The following is a 25,453-nucleotide window of genomic DNA, read 5'->3' as shown; positions in this document are numbered from 1 at the left end:
AAACCAGCTTTCGTTGAAATAGCCGCATATTCTACCTGTATTCAGCAGGTGAGCCAAACCACTCATGATACCAGCGGGGCGAAATCTGTTTCCTTAACCCCTCGATTTTCCATTGCCCTGGCGAAAATGAGACAGAAAGCTGCCCGGCGTGTGCCGTATCAAACCACTGGTAATGGTGTTCCTGATAGCGTTTCACCACTTTCGCCGAGGGTAATCGCCAGGCGTTGTAGCGCGACGCCGATGCCAGCGCCGCTTTGCCATTCACCACCGATAACAGCGTTGGCGTTGATGAAGTACGGCTGCCGTGGTGAGGCACCTGGAGAATATCCGCCTGCACCTGTCGCCACTGTTTTTTGAGCATAGCCAACTCTGCGGGGGCTTCAATATCGCCCGTCAGCAGGACGCTGTGCTCACCGTCATTTACTTTCACGACGCAGGAGCGGTTATTGCCTTGCTCATTATAATTTGCAGGCGGCCAGTGAACGGTAAAGAGCAGCCCCTGCCAGCGCCAGCGTGTGCCCTTCACGCAAGAAACGTGGCCGGCCCAGTGAAGCGAACTGCGGATCCACATATCAGGCCACGCGCGCGTCAGGCTCTCCAGACCGCCGCGGTGATCGAGGTGCTCGTGGCTGATGATGATGCCTTCAGGTTTAAGATGATGCCATCGCAGCCAGGGAATTATCGTTCGCAGCGCACTGTCGCTGCCCTCCCAGGCATTACCGCTGTCATACAGGATGGCCTTACCGTGGCGTTCAATGACGATGGCGAGACCATGCCCGATATCCAGCATATGGAGCCGCCACCCCTCATCCGCCGATTTTTGCCAGAACGGCCACGTTAACAACCCCAGTGAGATACAGCAGGTCGCCGGTGAGACACGATGCCAGCCTCCTCGCCACGCAATAACCGCAAGCCACGGCGCGAGCGTGAGCCACTGATAGCGTTGGTCGAGATTCAGCCATCCAGGAGGAAGTTCCCGCAGTAGCCAGAAAAGCGACGCCAGCACCCTGTCGGCCAACAGCCCCGCGCCCTGCTCCAGCCATGTCAGCTGCGCCAGATCCAATATCATGCCCGCCAGCACCAGCGGAACGACGATGAAAGTGATAACAGGCACCGCCATCAGATTCGCCAGCAGGGAGGTCAGGCTGATGCCATGAAACAGCACGAGCTGAAGCGGCAGCAGCAGAAGCGTCATACCGCATTGCAAATGCAGCAGGCTTTTCAGTGGGCGCCACTTCCCTTCTGCACGCAACGGCACCCACTGATACCAGAAAATCAGCGCGGCCACAGCGAAAGCGGAGAGCCAGAGGCTTTCCGCTAATATCGCCACAGGATCAGAGAAGAGGATAGCCGCCACGCAGCACACCCAGACCTGCCAGGGCGTCCACTGTCTGCCGCAGAGGCGCAGCGCGCACCAGGCCGAAATGGCGACCAGCGTTCTGATCGCAGGCGGGTTACTCCCGGAAAGCCACGTATAGAGCGCCGCCGTGCCCAGCATCGCCAGTAAGGGAAACCGGTAACCCACCCGTCGCGCGGGCAGTAACAGTTGCAGCAAACGCGCCAGCCCCCATCCCAGCGTGCCTGCAAAGCCGATGTGTAATCCTGAAATTGCCATTAAATGCGCGGTGCCGGTTTCCCGCAGCAGTCTTTTAACCTCCTCCGTCAGCGCGACGCGCTCGCCGAAACCGAGCGCCAGAATGACCGGACGCCAGCTGAATGGCGCCATGTGCTGGCTGAAAGAGGCCAGATAACGCGCCCGAAAGCTACACTCATCATGAAGCAACTGCGCAGCTACAACGCGCCCGCTCAGCGGCTGATGCTGAGACAGGGCATAACGCTGGCTGTCGAACCCGCCTTCGTTGAGCTGACCATGAACGGGCCGCAGCCGTAGCGTCATCAACCAGCGCTGACCAGCGCATACCTTTTGCGGTAAATAAGCGTCCCGCAGTACGGCGCCAGGCGCCGGAAAGCGCCGCTCGCCGTTTACCCGCATGATAGTAATCTGGTGTTCCGTCGCGCCGTCGGTAGCGTTAATAAGCGCCTCCACTTGCCGTGTTTTTCCTGTGAGTAAGGCAGACGGCAGCGTGAGCTGATGGGCGGCCAGCAGCCCCCAGCAGAGGAAGAGCAGCGTCAGTGCGGCAAACCGCACGGCACGGCATCGCAGAAGAAGCGCCAGCGACGATATGAGCGTAAGCGCGGCTATCTGCGGGACAGACGACAGCGCAGGTAAAAACAGCAGCGGGGAAAGCCCTGCTATGACGCACAGGCTCAGCGCGGGCAACGGGATCACAAGCACCTCCTTGTTACGAAGGAGTGTGCGGCTGGAAAGCAGCGTTGTCAGGCGGAGACTGGCGGGTTTACGAGATGTGCAGAAAGGAATTTATAGCGTTGCAATCATTGCAGGAAAAGTATCGAGGCGGCTCGCGAAAGGGTATGGCGGGAACAAAAAACGGCACCCGAAGGTACCGTTCTCTGCAAGGTTGAGTCATAAAACTCAGCCGTAAATATTGGCGCGGTCGCGTAGTTCTTTACCCGGTTTAAAGTGCGGAACGTATTTACCTTCCAGCTCGACTTTATCACCTGTTTTCGGGTTACGCCCGGTGCGTGGTGCGCGATAGTGTAAGGAGAAACTGCCGAAACCCCGGATTTCAATACGCTCGCCCTGGGCAAGAGTAGAGGCCATATGTTCCAGCATCTCTTTAACCGCATCTTCCACCGCTTTCGCCGGGATATGTGAGTGCTGGCTTGCAAGTCTTTCGATTAATTCTGACTTGGTCATGTTTCCTCCGGTTTCCATTCAGGAAAATTGTCTTACAGCTATCATCGAACAAGGGCGGCCAAAGCCGCCCTTAGTGTCTGATTACAGGCCGGAACCTGTAATCTGTCAAGGCAATTACTCGCCTTTAGCTGCTTTGAACGCTTCAGCCATTGCGTTAGAGAAGTTGCCTTCTTCCTGTTTGTTGTTAACAGAAGCGATTGCATCTTTCTCGTCAGCTTCGTCTTTCGCACGAACAGACAGGCTTACTACGCGGTTCTTACGATCAACGCCGGTGAATTTAGCTTCAACGTCGTCGCCAACGCTCAGAACCAGCGTCGCGTCTTCTACGCGGTCACGGGAAGCTTCAGAAGCGCGCAGGTAGCCTTCAACGCCGTCTGCTAATTCAACTGTAGCACCTTTCGCGTCAACTGCGGTTACTTTACCAGTAACGATTGCACCTTTCTTGTTCAGCGCAACGTAGTTGTTGAACGGATCTTCTGCGAGCTGTTTAACGCCCAGGGAGATACGCTCACGCTCTGCGTCAACCTGCAGTACAACGGCAGCGATTTCGTCGCCTTTTTTGTACTCGCGAACGGCTTCTTCGCCAGCCACGTTCCAGGAGATGTCAGACAGGTGAACCAGACCGTCGATGCCGCCGTCCAGGCCGATGAAGATACCGAAGTCAGTGATAGACTTGATTTTACCTTCAACGCGATCGCCTTTGTTGTGGGTCTCAGCGAACTGCTGCCACGGGTTGGATTTGCACTGTTTCAGGCCCAGGGAGATACGACGACGTTCTTCATCGATATCCAGAACCATAACTTCTACCACGTCACCAACGTTAACGACTTTGGACGGATGGATGTTTTTGTTGGTCCAGTCCATTTCGGAAACGTGTACCAGGCCTTCAACGCCTTCTTCGATTTCAACGAAGCAGCCGTAGTCGGTCAGGTTGGTTACGCGACCAGTCAGGCGGGTGCCTTCCGGGTAACGTTTAGCGATAGCTACCCACGGATCTTCGCCCAGCTGTTTCAGGCCCAGGGAGACACGGGTACGCTCGCGGTCGAACTTCAGCACTTTAACAGTGATTTCGTCGCCCACGTTCACGATTTCGCTCGGATGCTTAACGCGTTTCCAGGCCATATCAGTGATGTGCAGCAGGCCGTCTACGCCGCCCAGATCAACGAATGCACCGTAGTCAGTGAGGTTCTTAACGATACCTTTAACTTCCATGCCTTCCTGCAGGTTTTCCAGCAGCTGATCGCGCTCTGCGCTGTTTTCAGATTCGATAACGGCACGACGAGAAACAACAACGTTGTTGCGCTTCTGATCCAGCTTGATTACTTTGAATTCAAGCTCTTTGCCTTCGAGGTGCAGAGTGTCACGAACCGGACGCACGTCTACCAGGGAACCCGGCAGGAACGCACGAATACCGTTCAGCTCAACAGTGAAGCCGCCCTTGACTTTGCCATTGATAACACCAGTAACGGTCGCCGCTTCTTCGTAAGCTTTTTCCAGCATCAGCCACGCTTCGTGACGTTTAGCTTTCTCACGAGACAGCAGGGTTTCGCCGAAACCGTCTTCTACTGCATCCAGAGCAACGTCAACTTCGTCACCAACCTGGATTTCCAGTTCGCCCTGGGCGTTTTTGAACTGCTCTGCCGGAATGGCGGACTCAGATTTCAGACCGGCGTCAACCAGTACTACGTCTTTGTCGATAGCAACAACAACGCCACGAACGATAGAACCCGGGCGGGTTTCGATTTCTTTCAGGGATTCTTCAAAGAGTTGAGCAAAAGATTCAGTCATGTTTAATCTTCAGGTTTTAAATTAACGTCCACCTGGCATCATGCTGGGTGGGGTTGTTTCACATACCCGCTGTCACTCCATTGCAACGGGGGTACTGCAAATTCGGTCGCGTTACTTCGCGAGCGCCAGTTTTTCACGGGCGTAATCGAGCGCCTTTTCAATCACCTCTTCGATGCTAAGGCTGGTGGAATCCAGCACCAGAGCATCGTGCGCAGGCACTAATGGCGCTACCGGCCGGTTACGATCGCGGTCGTCGCGCTCTTTTATCTCGGCCAAAAGGCGTTCAAAGTTAACACTAAAGCCCTTTTCCTGCAACTGTAGCATGCGGCGATGGGCGCGTTCTTCCGAGGAGGCTTCAAGGAAAATTTTCACTGGCGCATCAGGGAAAACCACGGTTCCCATGTCACGACCGTCGGCTATCAGGCCGGGGGCTTCACGAAACGCGCGCTGACGGCGCAACAGCGCTTCGCGCACGCGCGGGAACGCGGCGATCTGCGAGGCGGCGTTCGCCACCTCCTGCGTGCGGATCTCGGCGCTGACGTCTTCGCCTTCCAGGATCACTTCCAGCTCGCCCTGTTGCGCGACGAATCGCACATCGAGATGCGCGGCCAGCGGAACGAGCGCTTCTTCAGAGGCGACATCGACATGATGATGCAGGGCGGCCAGCGCGAGAACCCGATAGATGGCGCCGGAATCCAGCAAATGCCATTGCAGGGTTTCAGCCATCGCTTTACAGAGCGTGCCTTTGCCTGCGCCGCTTGGGCCATCGATTGTGATTACCGGGACGGATGCCGTCATCTTTTTCTCCTTCAATAACAAATGGCAGGCCTGCAACGTGAACGCGGCGCATTATACGCTTCATCACCGCAGACTGTTATCTTTCCGGCAAAATATCGCCGCCATTGTGGCTGAGTGTAGAAGAAGTGGGCGCAGATGCCCGGACCGGCGCGCTGCTGGTCCGGGTGAGCAGGATTATTTCTTGTCTGCAGCGATGCGATCGCGGATGTGCTGAGCGCGTTCCGCTGAAGGCGGGTGAGAATCAAACATCGATTTCTCAGAGCCGGCATCCAGTTTCGCCAGTTTCTCAAAGCTGGTCACGAGGCCTTTGGTGCTGATGTTACGTTTTTTCAGCAGATCGTAGGAGAAGTCGTCTGCATCGGACTCCTGGCTGCGGGAGAACGCGGAGTTGATAACGCCCTGCGCCATTTCGCCCAGTTCAGACTCAGACAGCTGCGCGCCTACGGCGCTGGAGGCGGCTACCGCATCGCGCGCCGCGACGGTCGCGTAAGCAGTCTGCATAGCTTTACGGGTATGGCCTAAGGCGACATGGCCCATTTCATGGCCCAGCACCGCTTCCACTTCGTTGTCGGTCATCATGTCCATCAGACCGCTGTAAACGCGGATGCAGCCGTTCGCCATCGCCCAGGCGTTGACTTCCGGGGTCTGGTAAACCTTGTAGTTAACCGGCGTGCCGTTGATATTATTGCCGAGCGCTTTTGCAATTTTATTCAGACGCTTAGTGTATTTGCTGGACGCCGGCACAACCGGGTTTTGCTTGTCCATTTCTGCGCACGCCTGATCGGACAGCTTTTTAACGTCCGCATCGCTGAGCGTGGCGGCCTGATACGCAGACATACCGGATTTCGCCAGCGCGTCGCCGTTAAGCGCGCCCATATTTTTACAGCCAGACACCAGCGCTGCCGCAACGAGGCAGCTTAAAAGTACTTTATTGTTTTTCATAATAAATCGTCCATGGATTCAACGTAAAAAAGCCGCGGGTCAATTAACCCGGCGGCAGATTAACATTATTGAAACATGGGCGCTTATCCGAAAAATAACGGCTACCCGACGCCCCGTACTTGTGATACGGGGCGATAGCAGGATCAGGCGGGATGGCTGATGCGCGCCAGCTGCGTGAAGTAATCAGGGAAGGTTTTCGCGGTGCATTTCGGGTCGAGGATTGTGACCGGCGTATCGGAAAGCGCCACCAGCGAGAAGCACATCGCCATGCGGTGATCGTTATACGTGCCGATGTCCGCAAACTGCAACTGCGCAGGCGGCGTTACGGTGATGAAGTCATGCCCCTCTTCGACCGTGGCGCCGACTTTGCGCAATTCGGTCGCCATCGCCGCCAGGCGGTCTGTTTCCTTCACACGCCAGTTGTAGATATTGCGAAGCGTCGTCGTGCCCTGAGCGAACAGCGCGGCGGTGGCGATGGTCATCGCCGCGTCGGGAATATGGTTCATATCCATATCAATCGCGTTCAGCTCGCCGCGGGTGCAACTGATGAAGTCGTCGCCCCAGGTGATTTGCGCGCCCATTTTCTCCAGCACGTCGGCGAAGCGAATATCGCCCTGCACGCTGTTGCGCCCGATACCGGTGACCTTCACGGTACCGCCTTTAATGGCCGCCGCGGCAAGGAAATAAGAAGCGGAAGACGCGTCGCCCTCCACCAGATAGTGTCCAGGAGACTGATACTGCTGGCCGCCCTGGATAACGAAGCGCTGGTAGTTCTGGTTTTCTACCTCAACCCCGAAGGTTTTCATCAGGTGCAGCGTAATATCAATATAGGGCTTTGATACCAGCTCGCCTTTGATATCAATGGCGGTGTTGCCCGGTGCCAGCGGAGCGGCCATTAACAGCGCGGTCAGAAACTGACTGGATACGCTGCCGTCAACGGCCACGTTGCCGCCTGCGAACCCGCCTTTCAGATGCAGCGGCGGATAGTTTTCCTGCTCCAGATAAGTGATGTCCGCGCCGCCCTGACGCAGCGCGTCCACCAGATGCCCAATCGGGCGCTCTTTCATGCGCGGCTCGCCGGTCAGCACCACATTATTGGTGCCAAGGCTCAGCGCCGCCGCCAGCGGACGCATCGCGGTGCCCGCGTTGCCTAAAAACAGCTCCAGTTCAACGAGCGTATTGAACGGCCCGCCCTGCCCCTGAATTTCACAGCGGGTGCGATCGTCTGAAAGCGAATAAGTAACGCCGAGCGCTTTCAGCGCATTGAGCATGTGGCGCACATCATCGCTGTCTAACAGGTTGGTGAGCGTGGTGGTGCCTTTCGCCAGCGCCGCCAGCAGCAGCGCCCGGTTGGAAACGCTCTTGGAGCCTGGGAGGTTGATGGTGCCATCCACGCGCGCGATGGGTTGTAAGGTCAGGGATTCCTGCATGGAAAAAGTCTCAATAAAACAGAATAAAAACCCCGCGGCCAGCCGCGGGGCGAAACGTAACGGAAGGATTAGCCGTGGCGGCGTTCGAAATCCACCATAAAGTCGGTCAGGGCTTTTACCCCTTCGAGCGGCATCGCGTTGTAAATAGAGGCGCGCATGCCGCCTACCACGCGGTGGCCTTTCAGCGCGTGCAGGCCGGCGGCAAAAGCTTCTTCAAGGAACAGCTTATCCAGATTGCTGTCGGCAAGCTGGAACGGCACGTTCATGCGCGAGCGGTTAGCGGCCGCCACATCGTTGCGGTAGAAATCGCTGTTATCAATCACGCCGTAGAGCAGATCCGCTTTTTGCTGGTTGATCTTATCCATCGCCGCCACGCCGCCTTTGGTTTTGAGCCATTTGAAGACCAGGCCCGACAGATACCAGGCATACGTCGGCGGCGTGTTGAACATAGAGTCGTTCTCGCTCAGCACGCTGTAGTCCAGCACCGACGGGCAAGCGACATGCGCCTTGCCGAGGAGATCCTCGCGCACGATAACCAGCGTCAGGCCCGCAGGGCCGATGTTTTTCTGCGCGCCCGCGTAGATGACGCCATAACGGCTGACGTCAATCGGGTGAGAAAGAATGGTGGAGGAGAAATCGGCGGTAACGATGGCGTCGCCAAAATCAGGCGTATCGTTAATCGCGATACCGTCGATGGTTTCGTTCGGGCAGTAGTGCACGTAAGCGGCATCCGCCGAGAGCTGCCATTCGCTCATCGGCTTGATGGCGCGTTTACCATCAACGGTGATTTTCGCGTCGATCACATTCGGCGTCAGGTATTTTTTGGCTTCTTTAACAGCGCTTGCCGCCCAGTAGCCGCCATCGACGTAGTCTGCGGTGGTTTTGTCGCCCAGCAGGTTCAGCGGAAGCGCGGAGAACTGCCCGCGTCCGCCGCCGTGGCAGAATAAAACTTTATAATTCGAGGGGATCTCCAGCAGATCGCGAAAATCCTGTTCCGCCTGTTCAGCCACCTGAATAAACTCTTTGCTGCGGTGGCTTATCTCCATCACAGAGGTGCCTAACCCCTGCCAGTCACGTAACTCTTCCTGAGCCACTCGTAACACATCCGCCGGCAGCATTGCCGGGCCAGAACTAAAATTGTAGACCTGAGCCATTTCCCCTCACCACGCTAAAAGCAATAAGTTTTTCCTGTGGCTATCGGTTTTATCATTCCGTTGACAGGGCTGCAACGGCTAATCCTGGCGCCGGGGGGAATGTGCGCCAAATCACACAACACAATCCGCCAGCGCAGCGCCCGCTGGCGGTGGAATTGGCTGTCAGGTGACGCGGGTCGCGGTGCTTGCCTTCACCCATATATGGTTTTTGCAGCGCGGGCAGGACGGTTTGACGCCTGCGTTAAACGTCACCACTTCGCTACAGCGAATACAGGCGTAATCGCCGGTTTCCGGAATGTGTTCAAAACGCTCGCTGCAATACTCCGGCAGAATCGACAGGCCAGGGCGCACCAGTTTATCGGGAAAGTAGTAGACGCTTATCTGACCGTTGGCCTCAAGGATGGCGAGCCGCACCTGGCCCAGGTGTTCCACGCCTTTGGTGCGAAGCTCCATAAAGAACTCAAACTCCGTCATGTTCTCGCGGTTGAGTTTTTCCCAGGCCAGTTCGCCATCTTCAATAATGATGCGCGGTTTACCCTCCAGCAGATCCTCCAGCTTTTCGCTGCAGGACATCAGCCACATTACCAGTCGGTAGAGCACGCCAAGCGTGACGAAAACCACCAGCACCGGCAGCAGCGGCACGTCGTCATAAAACGCCACGTCCCCCGCCGCGGAGCCGAGCGTCAGGATAATCAGTACTTCAAAGAGCGACATCTGACGCACGCCGCGTCGCCCGGTAATTTTGAGAAACAGAAAGACCAGAATAAAGGTGTAAAGGCTGCGCAGCGCGACTTCACCCAGAAATTCCAGCGGAAACTTGTCAAGCGCCATCCGTTGCAAATCGAAAGCTTTCATATTTTTCTTACGCCATAACAGGGAGTTATCTTCATTAAGCATAGTCGCAAGATTTATTTTTGCCGCGTCGGGCGGGACGATGGCGCAGAAGGGCTAAAATCCGTATCATTGCGCGCTTTGCGTACGACAAAAGTGGATCCCATGACTCAAACCTTCATCCCCGGCAAAGATGCCGCTCTGGAAGACTCCATCGCTCGCTTCCAGCAGAAACTCACCGATCTGGGCTTTAATATCGAAGAGGCCTCCTGGCTGAACCCGGTGCCGAACGTCTGGTCCGTGCATATTCGCGATAAAGAGTGCGCGCTGTGCTTTACCAACGGTAAAGGCGCCACCAAAAAAGCCGCGCTGGCTTCCGCGCTGGGCGAATATTTTGAGCGTCTGTCCACCAACTATTTCTTCGCCGATTTCTGGCTGGGCGATACGATCGCGAACGGCCCGTTCGTGCATTACCCGAACGAAAAATGGTTCCCGATCCCGCAGAGCGACGAGCTGCCGGAAGGCATTCTCGATGCCCGCCTGCGCGCGTTTTACGATCCGGAGAACGAGCTGACCGCCAGCATGCTGATTGACCTGCAGTCCGGCAATGAAGCGCGCGGCATCTGCGCCCTGCCGTTTACCCGTCAGTCGGACGAGCAAACGGTTTATATTCCGATGAATATTGTGGGCAACTTGTATGTGTCTAACGGCATGTCAGCAGGCAACACCCGCAACGAAGCCCGCGTTCAGGGGCTGTCGGAAGTATTTGAGCGCCATATTAAAAACCGCATTATTGCCGAGAGCATCAGCCTGCCGGAGATCCCGCAGGAGGTGCTGGCGCGCTACCCGGGCGTGGTGGAAGCTATCAATACGCTTGAAGCGGAAGGCTTCCCGATTTTCGCTTACGACGGCTCGCTGGGCGGCCAGTACCCGGTTATCTGCGTCGTGCTGTTTAACCCGGCCAACGGCACCTGCTTTGCCTCTTTCGGCGCGCACCCTGATTTCGGCGTGGCGCTGGAGCGTACCGTCACCGAACTGCTGCAGGGTCGCGGCCTGAAAGATCTCGACGTGTTTACGCCGCCGACCTTCGATGACGAAGAAGTGGCTGAGCACGCGAACCTGGAGACGCACTTCATCGACTCCAGCGGTCTGATCTCCTGGGATATGTTCAAGCAGGACGCCGATTACCCGTTTGTGGACTGGAGCTTCGCCGGCACCACGGAAGAAGAGTTCGCCACCCTGATGGCGATTTTCAAGGCCGAAGATAAAGAAGTCTATATCGCCGATTACGAGCATCTGGGCGTTTACGCCTGCCGTATTCTGGTACCGGGCATGTCTGATATCTACCCGGCGGAAGATCTGCTGCTCGCCAACAACAGCATGGGCAGCCATCTGCGTGAAACCCTGCTGGCCCTGCCGGGCAGCGAGTGGGAGAAAGAAGATTATCTCAACCTTATCGCCCAACTGGACGAAGAAGGCCATGACGATTTTACGCGCGTGCGCGAGCTGCTGGGTCTTGCGACCGGTAAAGATAACGGCTGGTATACCCTGCGCATCGGCGAGCTGAAAGCGATGCTGGCGCTGGCAGGCGGCGATCTGGATCAGGCGCTGATCTGGACCGAATGGACCATGGAATTTAACGCGTCGGTCTTCAGCGCTGAACGCGCCAATTACTATCGCTGCCTGCAGACGCTGCTGCTGCTGGCGCAGGAAGAGGAGCGCGAGCCGCTGCAATACCTGAATGCCTTTGTTCGTATGTATGGCGCAGAAGCGGTCGAAGCCGCCAGCGCGGCCATTAGTGGCGAAGCGCCCTTCTATGGCCTCCAGCCGGTTGACGCCGACCTGCAAGCCTTCACGGCGCATCAGTCGCTGCTGGCAGCCTATGAGAAGCTTCAGCGCGCTAAAGCCAGGTTTTGGCAGGGAAATTGATATAACGCATATCAATTGACCTGCTTCACACTTATGTTTAGCAAATATGACGGGGCACGTTTACGGCCCCGTTTTTATTTGTCTGGCTAAAAAATAAATTGTGAATATTGAGTTAATTACTGGTGAATATGAATTATATCCACCCGGCTTGATTGTTACTTTTTTTAGCCAATAATTCATATTGATTAACACTTTATGGGGAGAGGCAAACCGCTTTTTTTCAACACTTTTAATAATTTTTAAAATTTATTTTTTATTGGATAATCAAAACGTTAAGCTGAAACTGCGTAAAAACCAGACACCTTTCAGTCCTGCAAACCTGGCGAGATATGATCCATATCAAATTTCACTGCATCATGCTTTGTTAGTATCAACTCGCCGAATAAATAAAGAGAGAGTTAGTGTGAAAGCTGACAACCCTTTTGACTCCTTACTCCCCGCTGCTATGGCCAAAGTCGCCGAAGAAGCGGGTGTTTACAAAGCCACGAAACATCCGTTAAAGACGTTTTATCTGGCAATTACGGCTGGCGTATTTATCTCTATTGCTTTCGTTTTCTATATCACCGCCACCACCGGCGCTGCCGCGATGCCTTTCGGCATTACCAAACTGATTGGCGGTATCTGTTTCTCACTCGGCCTGATTCTTTGCGTCATTTGCGGCGCCGATCTTTTTACCTCAACGGTGCTGATTGTGGTCGCTAAAGCCAGCGGTCGCATCACCTGGGGTCAACTGACGCGTAACTGGGTGAATGTTTATATCGGCAACCTGATAGGCGCTCTGCTCTTTGTTTTACTGATGTGGCTTTCTGGCGAGTATATGACCGCCAATGGCGGCTGGGGGCTTAATGTCCTCCAGACCGCGTCGCATAAAGTTGAACATACCTTTATTGAGGCGGTTTGCCTCGGCATCCTGGCTAACCTGATGGTCTGTCTGGCCGTCTGGATGAGTTACTCAGGACGCAGCCTTATCGATAAGGCCTTTATTATGATTCTGCCGGTCGGCATGTTTGTGGCCAGCGGTTTCGAACACAGTATCGCCAACATGTTTATGATCCCGATGGGGATAGTGATTCGTCACTTTGGCAGCCCGGAGTTCTGGAGCGCGATCCACGCTTCGCCAGACCAATTTTCTCATCTGACCGTGATGAATTTCATCATCGATAACCTGATACCGGTAACGATTGGTAATATTATCGGTGGGGGGTTACTTGTCGGATTGACATACTGGGTCATTTACCTGCGTGGCGACGACCATCGCTGATAGTTGTTCCAGGCAGTAAATAAAAAATCCACTTAAGAAGGTAGGTGTTACATGTCCGAGCTTAATGAAAAGTTAGCCACAGCCTGGGAAGGTTTTGCGAAAGGCGACTGGCAGAATGAAGTCAACGTCCGCGACTTTATCCAGAAAAACTACACGCCATACGAGGGTGACGAATCCTTCCTGGCTGGCGCAACTGAAGCCACCACTACCCTGTGGGACAAAGTTATGGAAGGCGTCAAACTGGAGAACCGCACTCATGCGCCAGTAGACTTCGACACTTCCGTGGCGTCCACCATCACCTCGCATGACGCAGGTTATATCAACAAATCTCTTGAGAAAATTGTTGGCCTGCAGACTGAAGCTCCGCTGAAACGCGCCATTATCCCGTTTGGCGGCATCAAAATGGTTGAAGGTTCCTGCAAAGCGTATAACCGCGAACTGGATCCGCAACTGAAAAAAATCTTCACAGAATACCGTAAAACCCATAACCAGGGCGTATTCGACGTTTACACCAAAGACATCCTGAACTGCCGTAAATCCGGCGTGCTGACCGGTCTGCCGGATGCTTACGGCCGTGGCCGTATCATCGGCGACTACCGCCGCGTTGCGCTGTACGGTATCGACTTCCTGATGAAAGACAAATATGCGCAGTTTGTCTCTCTGCAGCAGGATCTGGAAAACGGCGTAAACCTGGAAGCGACTATTCGTCTGCGCGAAGAGATTGCTGAACAGCACCGCGCGCTGGGTCAGATCAAAGAGATGGCAGCGAAATATGGCTGCGATATTTCTGGTCCGGCGACTAACGCGCAGGAAGCCGTACAGTGGACTTACTTCGGCTACCTGGCTGCGGTGAAATCCCAGAACGGCGCTGCCATGTCCTTCGGCCGCGTCTCCACGTTCCTTGACGTGTACATCGAACGCGACCTGAAAGCCGGCAAACTCAACGAGCAGGAAGCCCAGGAACTGATCGACCACCTGGTCATGAAACTGCGTATGGTGCGCTTCCTGCGTACGCCGGAATATGATGAGCTGTTCTCCGGCGACCCGATTTGGGCGACCGAATCCGTTGGCGGTATGGGCGTTGACGGCCGTACGCTGGTGACTAAAAACAGCTTCCGCTTCCTGAACACCCTGTACACCATGGGGCCGTCTCCGGAGCCGAACATCACTATCCTGTGGTCCGAAAAACTGCCGCTGAACTTCAAAAAATTCGCGGCGAAAGTTTCCATCGACACCTCTTCTCTGCAGTACGAGAACGATGACCTGATGCGTCCGGACTTCAACAACGACGACTACGCTATCGCGTGCTGCGTAAGCCCGATGGTGGTTGGTAAGCAAATGCAGTTCTTCGGCGCTCGCGCTAACCTCGCGAAAACCATGCTGTACGCTATCAACGGCGGCGTTGATGAAAAACTGAAAATGCAGGTAGGCCCGAAATCTGAACCGATCAAAGGCGATCTGCTGAACTTCGACGAAGTCATGGAACGTATGGATCACTTCATGGACTGGCTGGCGAAACAGTACGTCACCGCCCTGAACATCATCCACTACATGCATGATAAATACAGCTACGAAGCTTCGCTGATGGCGCTGCACGATCGCGACGTTATCCGCACCATGGCGTGTGGTATCGCAGGTCTGTCCGTTGCGGCCGACTCCCTGTCCGCCATTAAATACGCGAAAGTGAAACCGATTCGCGATGAAGACGGTCTGGCCATCGACTTCGAAATCGAAGGCGAATACCCGCAGTTCGGTAACAACGACGCTCGCGTGGATGACCTGGCGGTTGACCTGGTTGAACGCTTCATGAAGAAAATTCAGCAGCTGAAAACCTACCGCAACGCTATCCCGACCCAGTCCGTGCTGACCATTACCTCTAACGTGGTTTATGGTAAGAAAACCGGTAACACCCCGGATGGTCGTCGCGCTGGCGCACCGTTCGGTCCGGGTGCGAACCCGATGCACGGCCGCGACCAGAAAGGCGCTGTCGCTTCTCTGACCTCCGTCGCTAAACTGCCGTTCGCCTACGCGAAAGATGGTATCTCTTACACCTTCTCTATCGTGCCGAACGCGCTGGGTAAAGACGACGAAGTGCGTAAAACCAACCTGGCGGGCCTGATGGATGGTTACTTCCATCATGAAGCGTCCATCGAAGGCGGTCAGCACCTGAACGTGAACGTCATGAACCGTGAAATGCTGCTGGATGCGATGGAACATCCTGAGAAATATCCGCAGCTGACCATTCGCGTGTCTGGCTACGCGGTACGCTTCAACTCGCTGACCAAAGAACAGCAGCAGGACGTCATCACCCGTACTTTCACTCAGACAATGTAATACCCGCTCTGACTGAAAATGCGTAAAATGAAGGCTCCACGTTTGTGGGGCCTTTCTTATAACCCACCCCGGTATGAGCCTTTTCTGCAAGGCGACTGACTATACTTCAGTTATCTCGCAAAAAAGACTCGACGCGGCACAGACCGCGCTCACCCGGCCCCGTTGTTTCGGGCCAGAACTGGAGATAACACCGCAATGTCAGTTATTGGTCGCATTCACTCCTACGAATCCTGTGGCACCGTCGACGGGCCGGGGATCCGCTTTATCACCTTCTTTCAGGGCTGCCTGATGCGCTGCCTCTATTGCCATAACCGCGACACCTGGGACACGCATGGCGGCAAAGAGATCACGGTTGAAGAGCTGATGAAAGAGGTGGTGACCTACCGGCATTTTATGAATGCATCCGGCGGCGGCGTGACGGCGTCCGGCGGCGAAGCGATACTGCAAGCGGAGTTCGTGCGTGACTGGTTCCGCGCCTGTAAGAAAGAAGGCATTCACACCTGCCTTGATACCAACGGTTTCGTGCGTCGCTACGATCCGGTGATCGATGAGCTGCTGGAAGTCACCGATCTGGTGATGCTCGATCTCAAGCAGATGAACGATGACATCCACCAGAATCTGGTCGGCGTATCCAACCACCGCACGCTGGAGTTCGCCAAATATATTTCAGCCAAAGGCATCAAAACCTGGATCCGCTATGTCGTCGTTCCTGGCTGGTCTGATGATGATGATTCCGCACATCGCCTGGGCGAATTTACCCGTGATATGGGCAACGTCGAGAAAATTGAGCTTCTGCCCTATCATGAGCTGGGTAAACATAAATGGGTGGCGATGGGTGAAGAATATAAGCTTGATGGCGTGAAACCACCGAAAAAGGAAACGATGGAGCGCGTCAAAGGGATCCTTGAGCAGTACGGCCACAAAGTGATGTACTAAAAACAACGCCCGCATCATGCGGGCGTTTTGTTATCAGGCGTGTGCCACCGGCGTAGGATGATGCCCGGCTTTGCGCATCAGCATCATCAGATAGACAAAAGACACGCTGGCAATCATCACGAACAGAAGGCTGTCTGAATAGCTCTGCATCAGCATCGCCGTGAACGTAGGCCCCAACAGGCTGCCGATGGTATAGCTCAGCAGCAGCGCCTGATTCATCGCCACCAGCTGATGGTGCTCGACTTTCTCGCAGGCCCAGGCCATCGCAACCGGATAAAGCGTAAAACCGGCGGCCCCCAGCACAAACAGCGCAGGCGCCATCGCGGCCTGCGCCAGCATCGCCATACAGCCCACAATCACGACAAACACCTGCACGCGCAGCACCAGCAAACGCCCGAAGCGGTCAGCCAGCTTACCAATTGGCCACTGGCCGATAATCCCGGCGCTCACCATCACCGCCATCCAGAAGCCAATCCCGGCGTCGCTCACGCCCTGATGGTTGAGATACAGCGGCATCAGGCCATACAGCGAGCCCAGCACAATGCCAGAGATAATACAGCCGTTAACGCCGAGACGCGCCTGACGCAGCTTAAACATCGGCCAGACGTGCGTTTTTTCCTGATGCTCGCTACTGCTGTTAACGATACGAGTAAAGAGCAGCGGCAGAATGGCCGCCATCACCATGCCGGTGACCCACGGCAGAACGCTCATCAGGTCGGTCGGCAGTTTACTGACCATCAACTGGCCCGCAACCGTGCCAAGATAGTAAACCATCATATACGCCGCCAGCAGGCGCCCGCGGTTGCGTGCCGTACCGCTGCACATGAGCGCGCTTTCCACGACCACCCAAATCATGGCGCAGCCGACACCGGCGATAAAGCGCCACGCCAGCCAGCTCCAGAAACCGAGCGTCACGCCAAGCCCGGCGCAGCCAGCGGCGAAAATCAGCGAGGCGAGATAGTAGCTGCGGTTAAATCCATAGCGCTTGATAAGCGCCCCGGTAATCAACGTGCCCAGCAGGTTGCCGGTAAAATAGGATGAACCGACCATACCGACCTGCCAGGTCGGCAGATTGTCATGGGCAAGCCACAGCGGTACGAGCGTATTTAACACCGCTATCGCCAGGGTCAACAGAAGCAGGCCACAGAGCAAAAGCAGCACTGGCCGGGTATAGATAGACATGGATAAAACCGTGAGGAAGGTAAGAATTCGTGCGCATCATGCCACCAGCCGCGGCAAAGTCAATCTGCCAGAAATCGCCTTTTCTGGCTGAAACAGGCTGTCGATGAACAGCGTTCATTTATCCGTTACGGCACTGACGCGTTTTACTTATCTTTATCTATTAAAAATAATAATTTAGCTGAATAATACTGCGCGGATATCGATGAAAAAATTTATCAATAATTCTGCTAAAAAAACAGGCGGGGTAAAAACGAAAAAAGCGCCCGCAGGCGCTTTTAAAAGAACGGGCCATTCACCTTAACCGATGAACTCAAGCCCTTTCATATACGGACGCAGCACGTCAGGAATTTCGATGCGTCCATCCGCCTGCTGATAGTTCTCCAGCACAGCGACCAGCGTACGTCCTACCGCCAGACCTGAGCCGTTCAGCGTGTGCACCAGACGCGTCTTTTTATCAGATTTGCTGCGGCAGCGCGCCTGCATACGGCGAGCCTGGAAATCCCACATGTTGGAGCAGGAAGAGATTTCGCGGTACGTATCCTGCGCCGGAAGCCAGACTTCCAGGTCGTAGGTTTTACGCGCGCCGAAGCCCATGTCGCCAGAGCACAGCAGTACTTTACGATACGGCAGACCGAGCAGTTGCAGCACTTTCTCCGCATGGCCCGTCATCTCTTCCAGCGCCTGCATGGAATCTTCCGGACGTACAATCTGCACCATTTCCACTTTATCGAACTGGTGCATACGAATAAGACCACGGGTGTCGCGACCGTAAGAACCCGCTTCAGAGCGGAAGCACGGCGTATGCGCGGTCATTTTAACAGGCAGCGTCTCTTCGTCGATGATCTCATCGCGCACGAGGTTCGTCAGCGGCACTTCCGCCGTCGGGATCAGCGCGTAGTTACTGCTGTCGGCTTCTTCTTCCAGCGGACGCGTGTGGAATAGATCGCCTGCGAACTTCGGCAACTGACCCGTACCGTAGAGCGTGTCATGGTTCACCAGGTACGGCACATAGTTTTCGCTATAGCCATGCTCTTCGGTATGCAGATCCAGCATAAACTGGGCCAGCGCGCGGTGCAGGCGGGCAATCTGCCCTTTCATAACCACAAAACGCGAGCCGGTCAGCTTCACGGCGCTCGCAAAATCCAGGCCGCCCAGCGTTTCGCCCAGCGTCACATGATCGCGGATTTCGAAATCGAATTTACGCGGCGTGCCCCAGCGGCTCACTTCCACGTTTTCGCTGTCGTCTTTACCAAGCGGTACGTCATCATCCGGCAGGTTCGGCAGGGTCAGCGCGATATCACGGATTTCAGCGAGCAGCGCATCCAGCTCATTTTTCGCCGCATCAAGCTCTTCGCCGAGTTTGTTCACTTCCAGACGAAGCGGCTCAATATCCTCCCCACGCGCTTTCGCCTGGCCGATGGATTTCGATCGCGAGTTACGTTCAGCCTGCAGATTTTCAGTTTTTACCTGCAGAACTTTACGACGCTCTTCAAGAGCGACCAGCTTATCTACATCCAGCTTAAAGCCCCGGCGTGCCAGTTTTTCTGCGACTGCGTCTGGCTCGGTACGCAGCAGATTGGGATCGAGCATGCTTATCCTGTGCTTATCGAAAAAAGAAAAGGGAAAGGCGACCGCAGCCTGCGGTCGCACTGATATTCAACGATTAACCTTACCGCAACGATCGCGTTAGCGGTAGCGTTTTGTGGGGCTTTTCTGATCCTGCTCAGCAAGCCAGGCTAGCTTTTCGCCAATCTTGCCTTCAAGACCTCTGTTGGTGGGGTGATAGTAGCGCGTTTGTGCCATTTCCGCGGGGAAGTAGTCTTCGCCAGCCGCGTAGGCGTTGGGTTCGTCATGCGCATAACGGTACTCCTGTCCGTAACCCATTTCCTTCATGAGCTTCGTCGGGGCGTTGCGCAGATGTTCCGGTACGTCGTAATCCGGGCGGTCGCGCGCGTCTTTCAGCGCCGCCTTGAAGGCGGTATAGACCGCGTTGCTCTTCGGCGCGCAGGCGAGATAGACAATCGCCTGGGCAATCGCCCTTTCGCCTTCCGCCGGGCCGACGCGCGTAAAGCAGTCCCACGCGGAAATCGCTACCTGCATGGCGCGCGGATCGGCATTGCCGACATCTTCCGAGGCGATCGCCAGACAGCGCCGGGCGACATACAGCGGATCGCCGCCCGCGCTGATAATACGCGCGTACCAGTAGAGCGCCGCATCGGGTGCGGAGCCGCGCACCGACTTATGCAGCGCGGAAATCAAATCGTAAAAACGGTCGCCTTTATTATCAAAGCGGGCGCTGCGCTCGCCAGCGATTTCCGTCAGCAGTTCGGGTTTCAGCACCCGTTTGCCGTTGTCATCGGTCGGCGCCATATCGGCCATCATTTCCAGCGTATTAAGCGCGCGGCGCGCATCGCCGTTGACCAGCTCCGCGATGGCGAGCCGGGTTGCATCCGGTAATACGATATCCTGGCCGCCGTAGCCGCGCTCCCGGTCGTTCATCGCCTGCGTCAGCACCTGTTCGATATCTTCCACCGTCAGGGATTTCAGCAGATAGACGCGCGCGCGGGAAAGCAGCGCCGAGTTCAGCTCAAACGACGGATTTTCCGTGGTCGCGCCGATAAACGTAATGGTGCCGTCTTCGATGTGCGGCAGGAAGGCGTCCTGCTGGCTTTTGTTAAAGCGATGCACTTCGTCGACGAACAAAATCGTGCGGCGACCCGCATTGCGGTTCTGGCGGGCGCGCTCAATGGCTTCACGAATCTCTTTCACGCCGGATGTCACCGCCGAAATACGTTCCACATCAGCATTCGCGTAACGCCCGATGACTTCGGCAAGCGTGGTTTTCCCGGTGCCCGGCGGGCCCCAGAGGATCATGGAGTGCAGATGCCCTGCCTCGATAGCGCGGGGCAGCGGCTTACCGGGCGCCAGCAGATGCTGCTGCCCGATATACTGCGCCAGATTTTCTGGCCGCATACGCGCGGCCAGAGGCTGAAAGGTGTTTTCGGAAAAATCGAGCGAAAGATTGCCCACCCGGACCTCTACTTACTTATTACGCTGGTCGTCCACCGTTACGCCCTGCGGCGGCGTAAAGGTAAATTTGCTCATATCCACCGCGCCATTCTGCTGGGATTTAAGCTGATAGTTACTGCGCTGATCGTCCTGCTCAACGGCGCTGAACTGATTAATGGTGCCATCGCGGCTCACGTTGATGGTGAACTGCTTCAGGTTGCCGCTGCTGGCTTTCGGCGTCAGCACGAAATCATCGCCGTTCTGTTTAATGTTGTACTGCTGCCAGTCGCTGCTCTGATTACGCGCAATCAGCATAAACGGCGTATTGCTGGTGGCGTCTTTCAGCCAGGTGGCGCTCGCCTGCTCTACAAACGGGTTGTAGAACCACAGCGTTTTGCCATCGGAAATCAGCACGCTTTCATCCGGCTGCGTCATATGCCAGTTGAAAAGATTCGGACGTTTGACCCACAGATCGCCCTGGCCTTCCTGAACGGCGGCCCCGCTGCCATCGGTCACTTTCTGGGTGAAGCTGGCGTGGAAGCTGCTGACTTTATCAAGGCGGCTTTTCAAATCGCCTGCGGCATCCGCCCAGACGGACGATACGGCAAACGCGGAAAGCAAAGCACAGGTAACGGCGATTTTTTTCATTGTTATCCCTCAGAATACGACCGACCCCGGTACGGGATCGCTTACTGTCCCTAACTGTAGCCATAAGGCTGACATTTTCGACAGAAGAAAAACCTGATTTTTTGGTAATTTACCCATCTTTTCAGAATCATGATGAGCGTGACGCCCTGCGCACGCTGCCAGATGACGCGCGCGCAGGGAAAAGAACGGTTACTCGAACGGCGGCGGCGCCAGCACTTCGCGGTTGCCGTTATGGCCCTGCTCGCTGACGATGCCCTGCATTTCCATCTGTTCGATAATGCGCGCCGCGCGGTTATAGCCGATGCGGAACTGACGCTGTACGCCGGAAATTGACGCTTTACGTTTTTCCACCACGAACGAGACGGCCTGATCGAACAGCGGATCCAGTTCTTCGCCGCCGTCAAAACCGCCGCCGCCGCCCTCGCTTTCGCTGTCGGAGGTAATCCCATCAACATATTGCGGACGGCCGCGCGCTTTCCAGTCCTGCACAACGGCATGGACTTCTTCATCACGCACGAAGGCGCCGTGAACACGCACCGGCATGGAGGAGTTCGGACCGGAGTAGAGCATATCCCCCATCCCCAGCAGCGATTCCGCGCCGCCCTGATCGAGAATGGTGCGCGAGTCGATTTTGCTGGATACGGTAAACGCGATACGCGTCGGAATGTTGGCTTTAATCAGGCCGGTGATGACATCCACGGACGGGCGTTGCGTCGCCAGCACCAGGTGAATACCCGCCGCACGCGCTTTCTGCGCGAGACGCGCGATCAGCTCTTCGACTTTTTTACCGACCGTCATCATCAGATCGGCGAACTCATCGACCAGCACCACGATATACGGCAGTTTTTCCAGCACCGGATGGGTGGCGTCCATGCTGTCGCCCGGTTTCCAGTACGGATCCGGGATCGGTCGGCCCATACGTTTAGCTTCAGCAATCTTCTCGTTGTAACCGGCGAGGTTACGCACGCCGAGCGCCGACATCAGCTTGTAGCGGCGCTCCATCTCATTCACGCTCCAGCGCAGCGCGTTGGCGGCGTCTTTCATGTCGGTGACCACTTCAGTCAGGAGATGCGGAATGCCTTCATACACTGACAGCTCCAGCATTTTCGGGTCGATCATGATAAAGCGCACCTCTTCCGGCGTCGCTTTATAGAGCATACTCAGGATCATGGCGTTCACGCCCACCGATTTACCGGAACCGGTCGTACCGGCCACCAACAGGTGCGGCATTTTCGCAAGATCCGCCACGACCGGATCGCCGGCGATATCTTTACCGAGCACCACGCTCAGCGGCGACGGGTTCTCACGGAATTTCGCGCAGTCGAGCACTTCACGCAGGTAAACGGTCTGACGCTTTTTGTTCGGCAGCTCAAGGCCGACATACGGCTTGCCGGGGATCACTTCCACCACGCGCACCGCGACGGTCGAGAGCGAACGGGCCAGATCGCGCGACAGGTTAGAAATGCGCGCGGCCTTAACGCCCGGCGCCAGGTTCAGCTCGAAACGGGTAATGACCGGGCCTGGCGAGTAGTTCACCACATCAGCTTTAATGCGGAAATCGGCGAGACGCGCCTCCACCAGACGCGCCATCTGCTCCAGGGCGAAGGTATCTACCGGCTCCACTTCCGCAGGCGGCGACGTAAGGAGATCCAGCGACGGCAGCGGCGTTGACGGTTTATGCTTCGGCAGCTCTTCGCCGTTACGCATCAGCAGCGGGTGGATCAGGCTGTCGCGAGGCGATGCCGGAGCCGCAGGCTGATGAGGCTGTACAGGCGCGGCCGGAGGCTCCGTCTGGTACTGCGCAGGCGCTGAATACGGCTGGTGGGCCGCCTCTGGCGCAGCGTACTGCGGCGGCGACACCTGAGGCTGATGCGTGGTAACAGGTTGTGCATAACCCTGCGGTGCCTGCGGCTGCGGCGTATAAGCCTGCGACGGCGCGTAGCTTTGCGCAGGCGCTGCGGGCCGCACAGGCGCAACATGCGCGGGTGGCTGTTGCGGCGGCTGTTGATAGTGTTGCGTCTCAGCCGGTGATACCGGGCGATGCGGCTGTGGCGCGGCAGGCTCCGGCATGAACAGCGGCTGGCTCGGGCTCTCGTTTACCTGCGCCGTCGGAGAATACGCTGCCTCATCCGGCGCAAATGGCGCAGCGCCAGACGGTTGCGGGGCGGAATAACGCTGCTGCTGAGACGCGGCAAACTGGCGCGCCAGCTCCGCCTGCTCAGCGGCGTCTTCCTCTTCCGGGCTCATCTCCGCCTGGTATTCTTCACCGTAACGCTGCTGCTGGGACGCGGCGAACTGACGCGCCAGCTCATCCTGGTACATCGCATCCGCTTCTTCATCGGAAACGCCCTGCTGCTGTTGCGCCATACGACGCTCCGCCTCTTCGCGGGCGCGTTCTTCCGCCATCCGCTGAGAAGGCAGTTTAATGCCATAGGAAGCCAGTTCACGACGCGTAGGCACACGAACGCGGTTCGGGCGCGGCAGCTGCGGGCCAATGCCCTCTTTCACCTGCGGACGCGGCGCCTCGCCGGCCACTGGCGTAAAAGCCAGGCCCGCGGTTTGCGCTGCCGCCGATGTTGCCTGCGCCGCACCGTGCACGGAAGCCGCGGCGGCGGTCGCCTGCGCGGCCACATTCAGGCCGGACGCGGCGGCGCCTGTTATATCGGTAGCGGAGACTGACGGCGCCGCAGGTGCAGGCTCAGGCGCCCGTGCGGGCTCAGGCTTACGGGTAAGCTCTTCCGGCTCAGGAATCGGCTGATACCAGGCGGCCAGCTGTTCGCGCTCGCGGGCGCGCTGCGCTTCCACTTCTTCGAAATGATACAGCGGCGGACGCGCGGGCTTCACTTCTTCCACCGGGGCTGCGGGCTCCGGCTCGTGCGCCGGTGCCGGGGCGTACGGTTGCGACGCGGCGTAAGATGGCTGCGGCGCAGGGGTATAGGGTTCAGGCGCAGGCGCGTAAGGGTCTGGCGCATACTGTGCGGCGTGCGGCTGCGCATACGGATCGTGCGGTGCCTGTTGATACGCCCCAGGATGCGGTTGCTGCGTCTGATAGGGCTGCGGCTGTTGCGCAGGTTGATAAGCGGGGGCTACCGGCGCGCTGTTCGGCGCGGGTTGCCAGTACTCTTCTTCCTGTAGCGGCGCTTGCGCGACTGGCGGCTGCGCGTAGTAATCCGGCTCCGGCGCGATGCCCGGATGCGACTGCGGCGCCGAAGGCGCGGAATGCCATTCAATCTCAGGCGCAACGTCCGGCGCCTGTACATTTACCGCTTCAGACGGCATGGCCGTTTGAGCGGATGCCCAGACAGGCGCCACCGGCGTAGCGGCCGCGGCAACGGCGGCCGGATCGGCAATAGAATGGCCGTTCAGCAGCGGATCGTTTTCATCATAAAACGCGTCCGGCTCGGTCACTTTATGGCCGGAGAACAGCACGTCGTCAGCATCCGCAGGGGTGCCGCGCACGCTGTATTGCACCTCGTCGGCGTCATCCATACGCTTGCCTGAAAAGAGCGCGGCGTCGGTTTTACGGGCGACAGGGTTGCTGAATTTGTCCGCCAGCCGCTGGCGGCGGGCTAAAGCACCACGAAGAATACGCGCGCGACGGGATTCCCCTTTCGCGGGTTGAGGCTCACGCTCATCCTCTTCATATTCGTCGTGCTCTTCATCGTCCTCGTAGTCGTCTTCATCCTGCCAGGTGTCGTCACGGCGGGTACGGTTGCTGGCGAACGTCAGTACGGTAAGCACGACGCTGCCGATTTTCTCGGCGATGCTGACCCAGGACCAGCCGGTAAACAACGTCAGCCCTGCCGCCCAGACGCAGAGCAGCGCAATGGTGCCGCCGCTGCTGTTCAGCATCGGCTGAAGCGCGGTGCTGAGCAGGCTGCCAATCACGCCGCCGGAGGCGAAATACCAGATATCGTCGGCGTTAATCGCCGCCAGCCCGCAGGAAGTAAGGATCAGCGCCAGCACGCCGATAAGGCGCAGCGCTACCGCGAAATAGTCGATGTAATCTTCGTTGCCGCGCTGACGCCAGGCAAACCAGCAGCCGCCCACCATAATCACGGGAATGGTGTAGGCCATCACGCCGAAAATAAAGAACAGCGTGTCCGCAAGCCAGGCCCCCGGCGCGCCGCCCAGATTATGGATAGGCTCATGCCAGGCCGTTTGTGACCAGCTCGGATCGGAAGGGTTAAAGCTTAACAGGGCGGCCATCAGCCAGACGGCAAACAGCACCACGAGGATCAGCAGCGCTTCGAGCAGTCGTCGCCCGCTGCTTAATTTAGTGAGTGTGACTTCTTTGTCTTCGGTGTATTCCTGGCTCAAGACAGGCTCTCCAGGTCCATGAGGTAAAACGGACAGCAGTGGCGAGAAACCCCGCCACTGCTGCTGTATGGATTAACAGGAGTGTAATCAAACTACGCCCGGTTTGCACCTG

Annotated in this window: 17 protein-coding genes; 4 read left to right on the top strand and 13 right to left on the bottom strand. The window is 56.7% G+C overall.

Features of this window, described 5'->3' with window-relative positions; all coding sequences use genetic code 11:
- Positions 1-31: 31 nt before the first annotated feature.
- The 8 genes from AFK65_RS07010 to AFK65_RS06975 form a co-directional block, all read right to left on the bottom strand.
- Positions 32-2,290 (bottom strand): ComEC family protein, encoded by a 2,259-nt coding sequence (locus tag AFK65_RS07010; protein ID WP_038857585.1) that lies wholly within the window; start codon positions 2,288-2,290, stop codon positions 32-34.
- Between the two features lie 204 nt (positions 2,291-2,494).
- Positions 2,495-2,779, bottom strand: coding sequence for an integration host factor subunit beta (ihfB, locus tag AFK65_RS07005; protein ID WP_004387353.1), 285 nt, complete (start codon positions 2,777-2,779; stop codon positions 2,495-2,497).
- A 114-nt stretch (positions 2,780-2,893) separates the two neighbouring features.
- Positions 2,894-4,567, bottom strand: coding sequence for a 30S ribosomal protein S1 (gene rpsA / locus AFK65_RS07000; protein WP_007707482.1), 1,674 nt, complete (start codon positions 4,565-4,567; stop codon positions 2,894-2,896).
- 111 nt (positions 4,568-4,678) lie between these two features.
- Positions 4,679-5,365, bottom strand: coding sequence for a (d)CMP kinase (gene cmk, locus AFK65_RS06995; protein ID WP_007707479.1), 687 nt, complete (start codon positions 5,363-5,365; stop codon positions 4,679-4,681).
- Positions 5,366-5,539: 174 nt separating this feature from the next.
- The gene (loiP, locus tag AFK65_RS06990; protein ID WP_007707476.1) at positions 5,540-6,307 is read right to left on the bottom strand and encodes a metalloprotease LoiP; all 768 of its coding nucleotides are present in this window, start codon (positions 6,305-6,307) and stop codon (positions 5,540-5,542) included.
- Positions 6,308-6,450: 143 nt separating this feature from the next.
- Positions 6,451-7,737: a 3-phosphoshikimate 1-carboxyvinyltransferase gene (aroA, locus tag AFK65_RS06985; RefSeq protein ID WP_007707474.1), complete on the bottom strand. Its 1,287-nt coding sequence runs from the start codon at positions 7,735-7,737 to the stop codon at positions 6,451-6,453.
- 68 nt (positions 7,738-7,805) lie between these two features.
- Positions 7,806-8,891, bottom strand: coding sequence for a 3-phosphoserine/phosphohydroxythreonine transaminase (gene serC, locus AFK65_RS06980; RefSeq protein ID WP_007707471.1), 1,086 nt, complete (start codon positions 8,889-8,891; stop codon positions 7,806-7,808).
- 162 nt (positions 8,892-9,053) lie between these two features.
- Positions 9,054-9,746: a DUF421 domain-containing protein gene (locus tag AFK65_RS06975; RefSeq protein ID WP_032805300.1), complete on the bottom strand. Its 693-nt coding sequence runs from the start codon at positions 9,744-9,746 to the stop codon at positions 9,054-9,056.
- Positions 9,747-9,887: 141 nt separating this feature from the next.
- On the opposite strand from AFK65_RS06975, the gene ycaO reads away from it, so the two are divergent.
- The 4 genes from ycaO to pflA all read left to right on the top strand — a co-directional run bounded on the left by ycaO (position 9,888) and on the right by pflA (position 16,182).
- Positions 9,888-11,651, top strand: a complete 1,764-nt coding sequence (ycaO, locus tag AFK65_RS06970; protein WP_007707461.1) for a 30S ribosomal protein S12 methylthiotransferase accessory factor YcaO — start codon at positions 9,888-9,890, stop codon at positions 11,649-11,651.
- A 403-nt stretch (positions 11,652-12,054) separates the two neighbouring features.
- On the top strand, positions 12,055-12,912 hold the full coding sequence (gene focA, locus AFK65_RS06965; protein WP_032804456.1) for a formate transporter FocA: 858 nt from the start codon (positions 12,055-12,057) through the stop codon (positions 12,910-12,912).
- Positions 12,913-12,963: 51 nt separating this feature from the next.
- Positions 12,964-15,246 carry a formate C-acetyltransferase gene (gene pflB / locus AFK65_RS06960; protein WP_007707457.1) on the top strand — a complete coding sequence of 761 codons (2,283 nt, stop codon included), beginning with the start codon at positions 12,964-12,966 and terminating at the stop codon, positions 15,244-15,246.
- Positions 15,247-15,441: 195 nt separating this feature from the next.
- Positions 15,442-16,182 (top strand): pyruvate formate lyase 1-activating protein, encoded by a 741-nt coding sequence (pflA, locus tag AFK65_RS06955; protein WP_007707455.1) that lies wholly within the window; start codon positions 15,442-15,444, stop codon positions 16,180-16,182.
- 33 nt (positions 16,183-16,215) lie between these two features.
- Here pflA and AFK65_RS06950 read toward each other — a convergent pair whose 3' ends face one another.
- The 5 genes from AFK65_RS06950 to ftsK all read right to left on the bottom strand — a co-directional run bounded on the left by AFK65_RS06950 (position 16,216) and on the right by ftsK (position 25,341).
- Positions 16,216-17,364 carry an MFS transporter gene (locus tag AFK65_RS06950; RefSeq protein ID WP_007707453.1) on the bottom strand — a complete coding sequence of 383 codons (1,149 nt, stop codon included), beginning with the start codon at positions 17,362-17,364 and terminating at the stop codon, positions 16,216-16,218.
- A gap of 297 nt (positions 17,365-17,661) precedes the next feature.
- Entirely contained in the window at positions 17,662-18,954 is a 1,293-nt protein-coding gene (gene serS, locus AFK65_RS06945; RefSeq protein WP_007707452.1) for a serine--tRNA ligase, read from the bottom strand.
- Positions 18,955-19,050: 96 nt separating this feature from the next.
- On the bottom strand, positions 19,051-20,394 hold the full coding sequence (gene rarA, locus AFK65_RS06940) for a replication-associated recombination protein RarA (RefSeq protein WP_007707450.1): 1,344 nt from the start codon (positions 20,392-20,394) through the stop codon (positions 19,051-19,053).
- A 12-nt stretch (positions 20,395-20,406) separates the two neighbouring features.
- Positions 20,407-21,021, bottom strand: a complete 615-nt coding sequence (gene lolA, locus AFK65_RS06935; protein ID WP_007707449.1) for an outer membrane lipoprotein chaperone LolA — start codon at positions 21,019-21,021, stop codon at positions 20,407-20,409.
- 189 nt (positions 21,022-21,210) lie between these two features.
- Positions 21,211-25,341, bottom strand: coding sequence for a DNA translocase FtsK (gene ftsK, locus AFK65_RS06930; protein ID WP_038857588.1), 4,131 nt, complete (start codon positions 25,339-25,341; stop codon positions 21,211-21,213).
- Positions 25,342-25,453 lie beyond the last annotated feature (112 nt).

The sequence above is a fragment of the Cronobacter universalis NCTC 9529 genome, assembly GCF_001277175.1.
GTDB classification, from domain to species: domain Bacteria; phylum Pseudomonadota; class Gammaproteobacteria; order Enterobacterales; family Enterobacteriaceae; genus Cronobacter; species Cronobacter universalis.
This window is presented reverse-complemented; position numbering and strand designations above follow the sequence as displayed.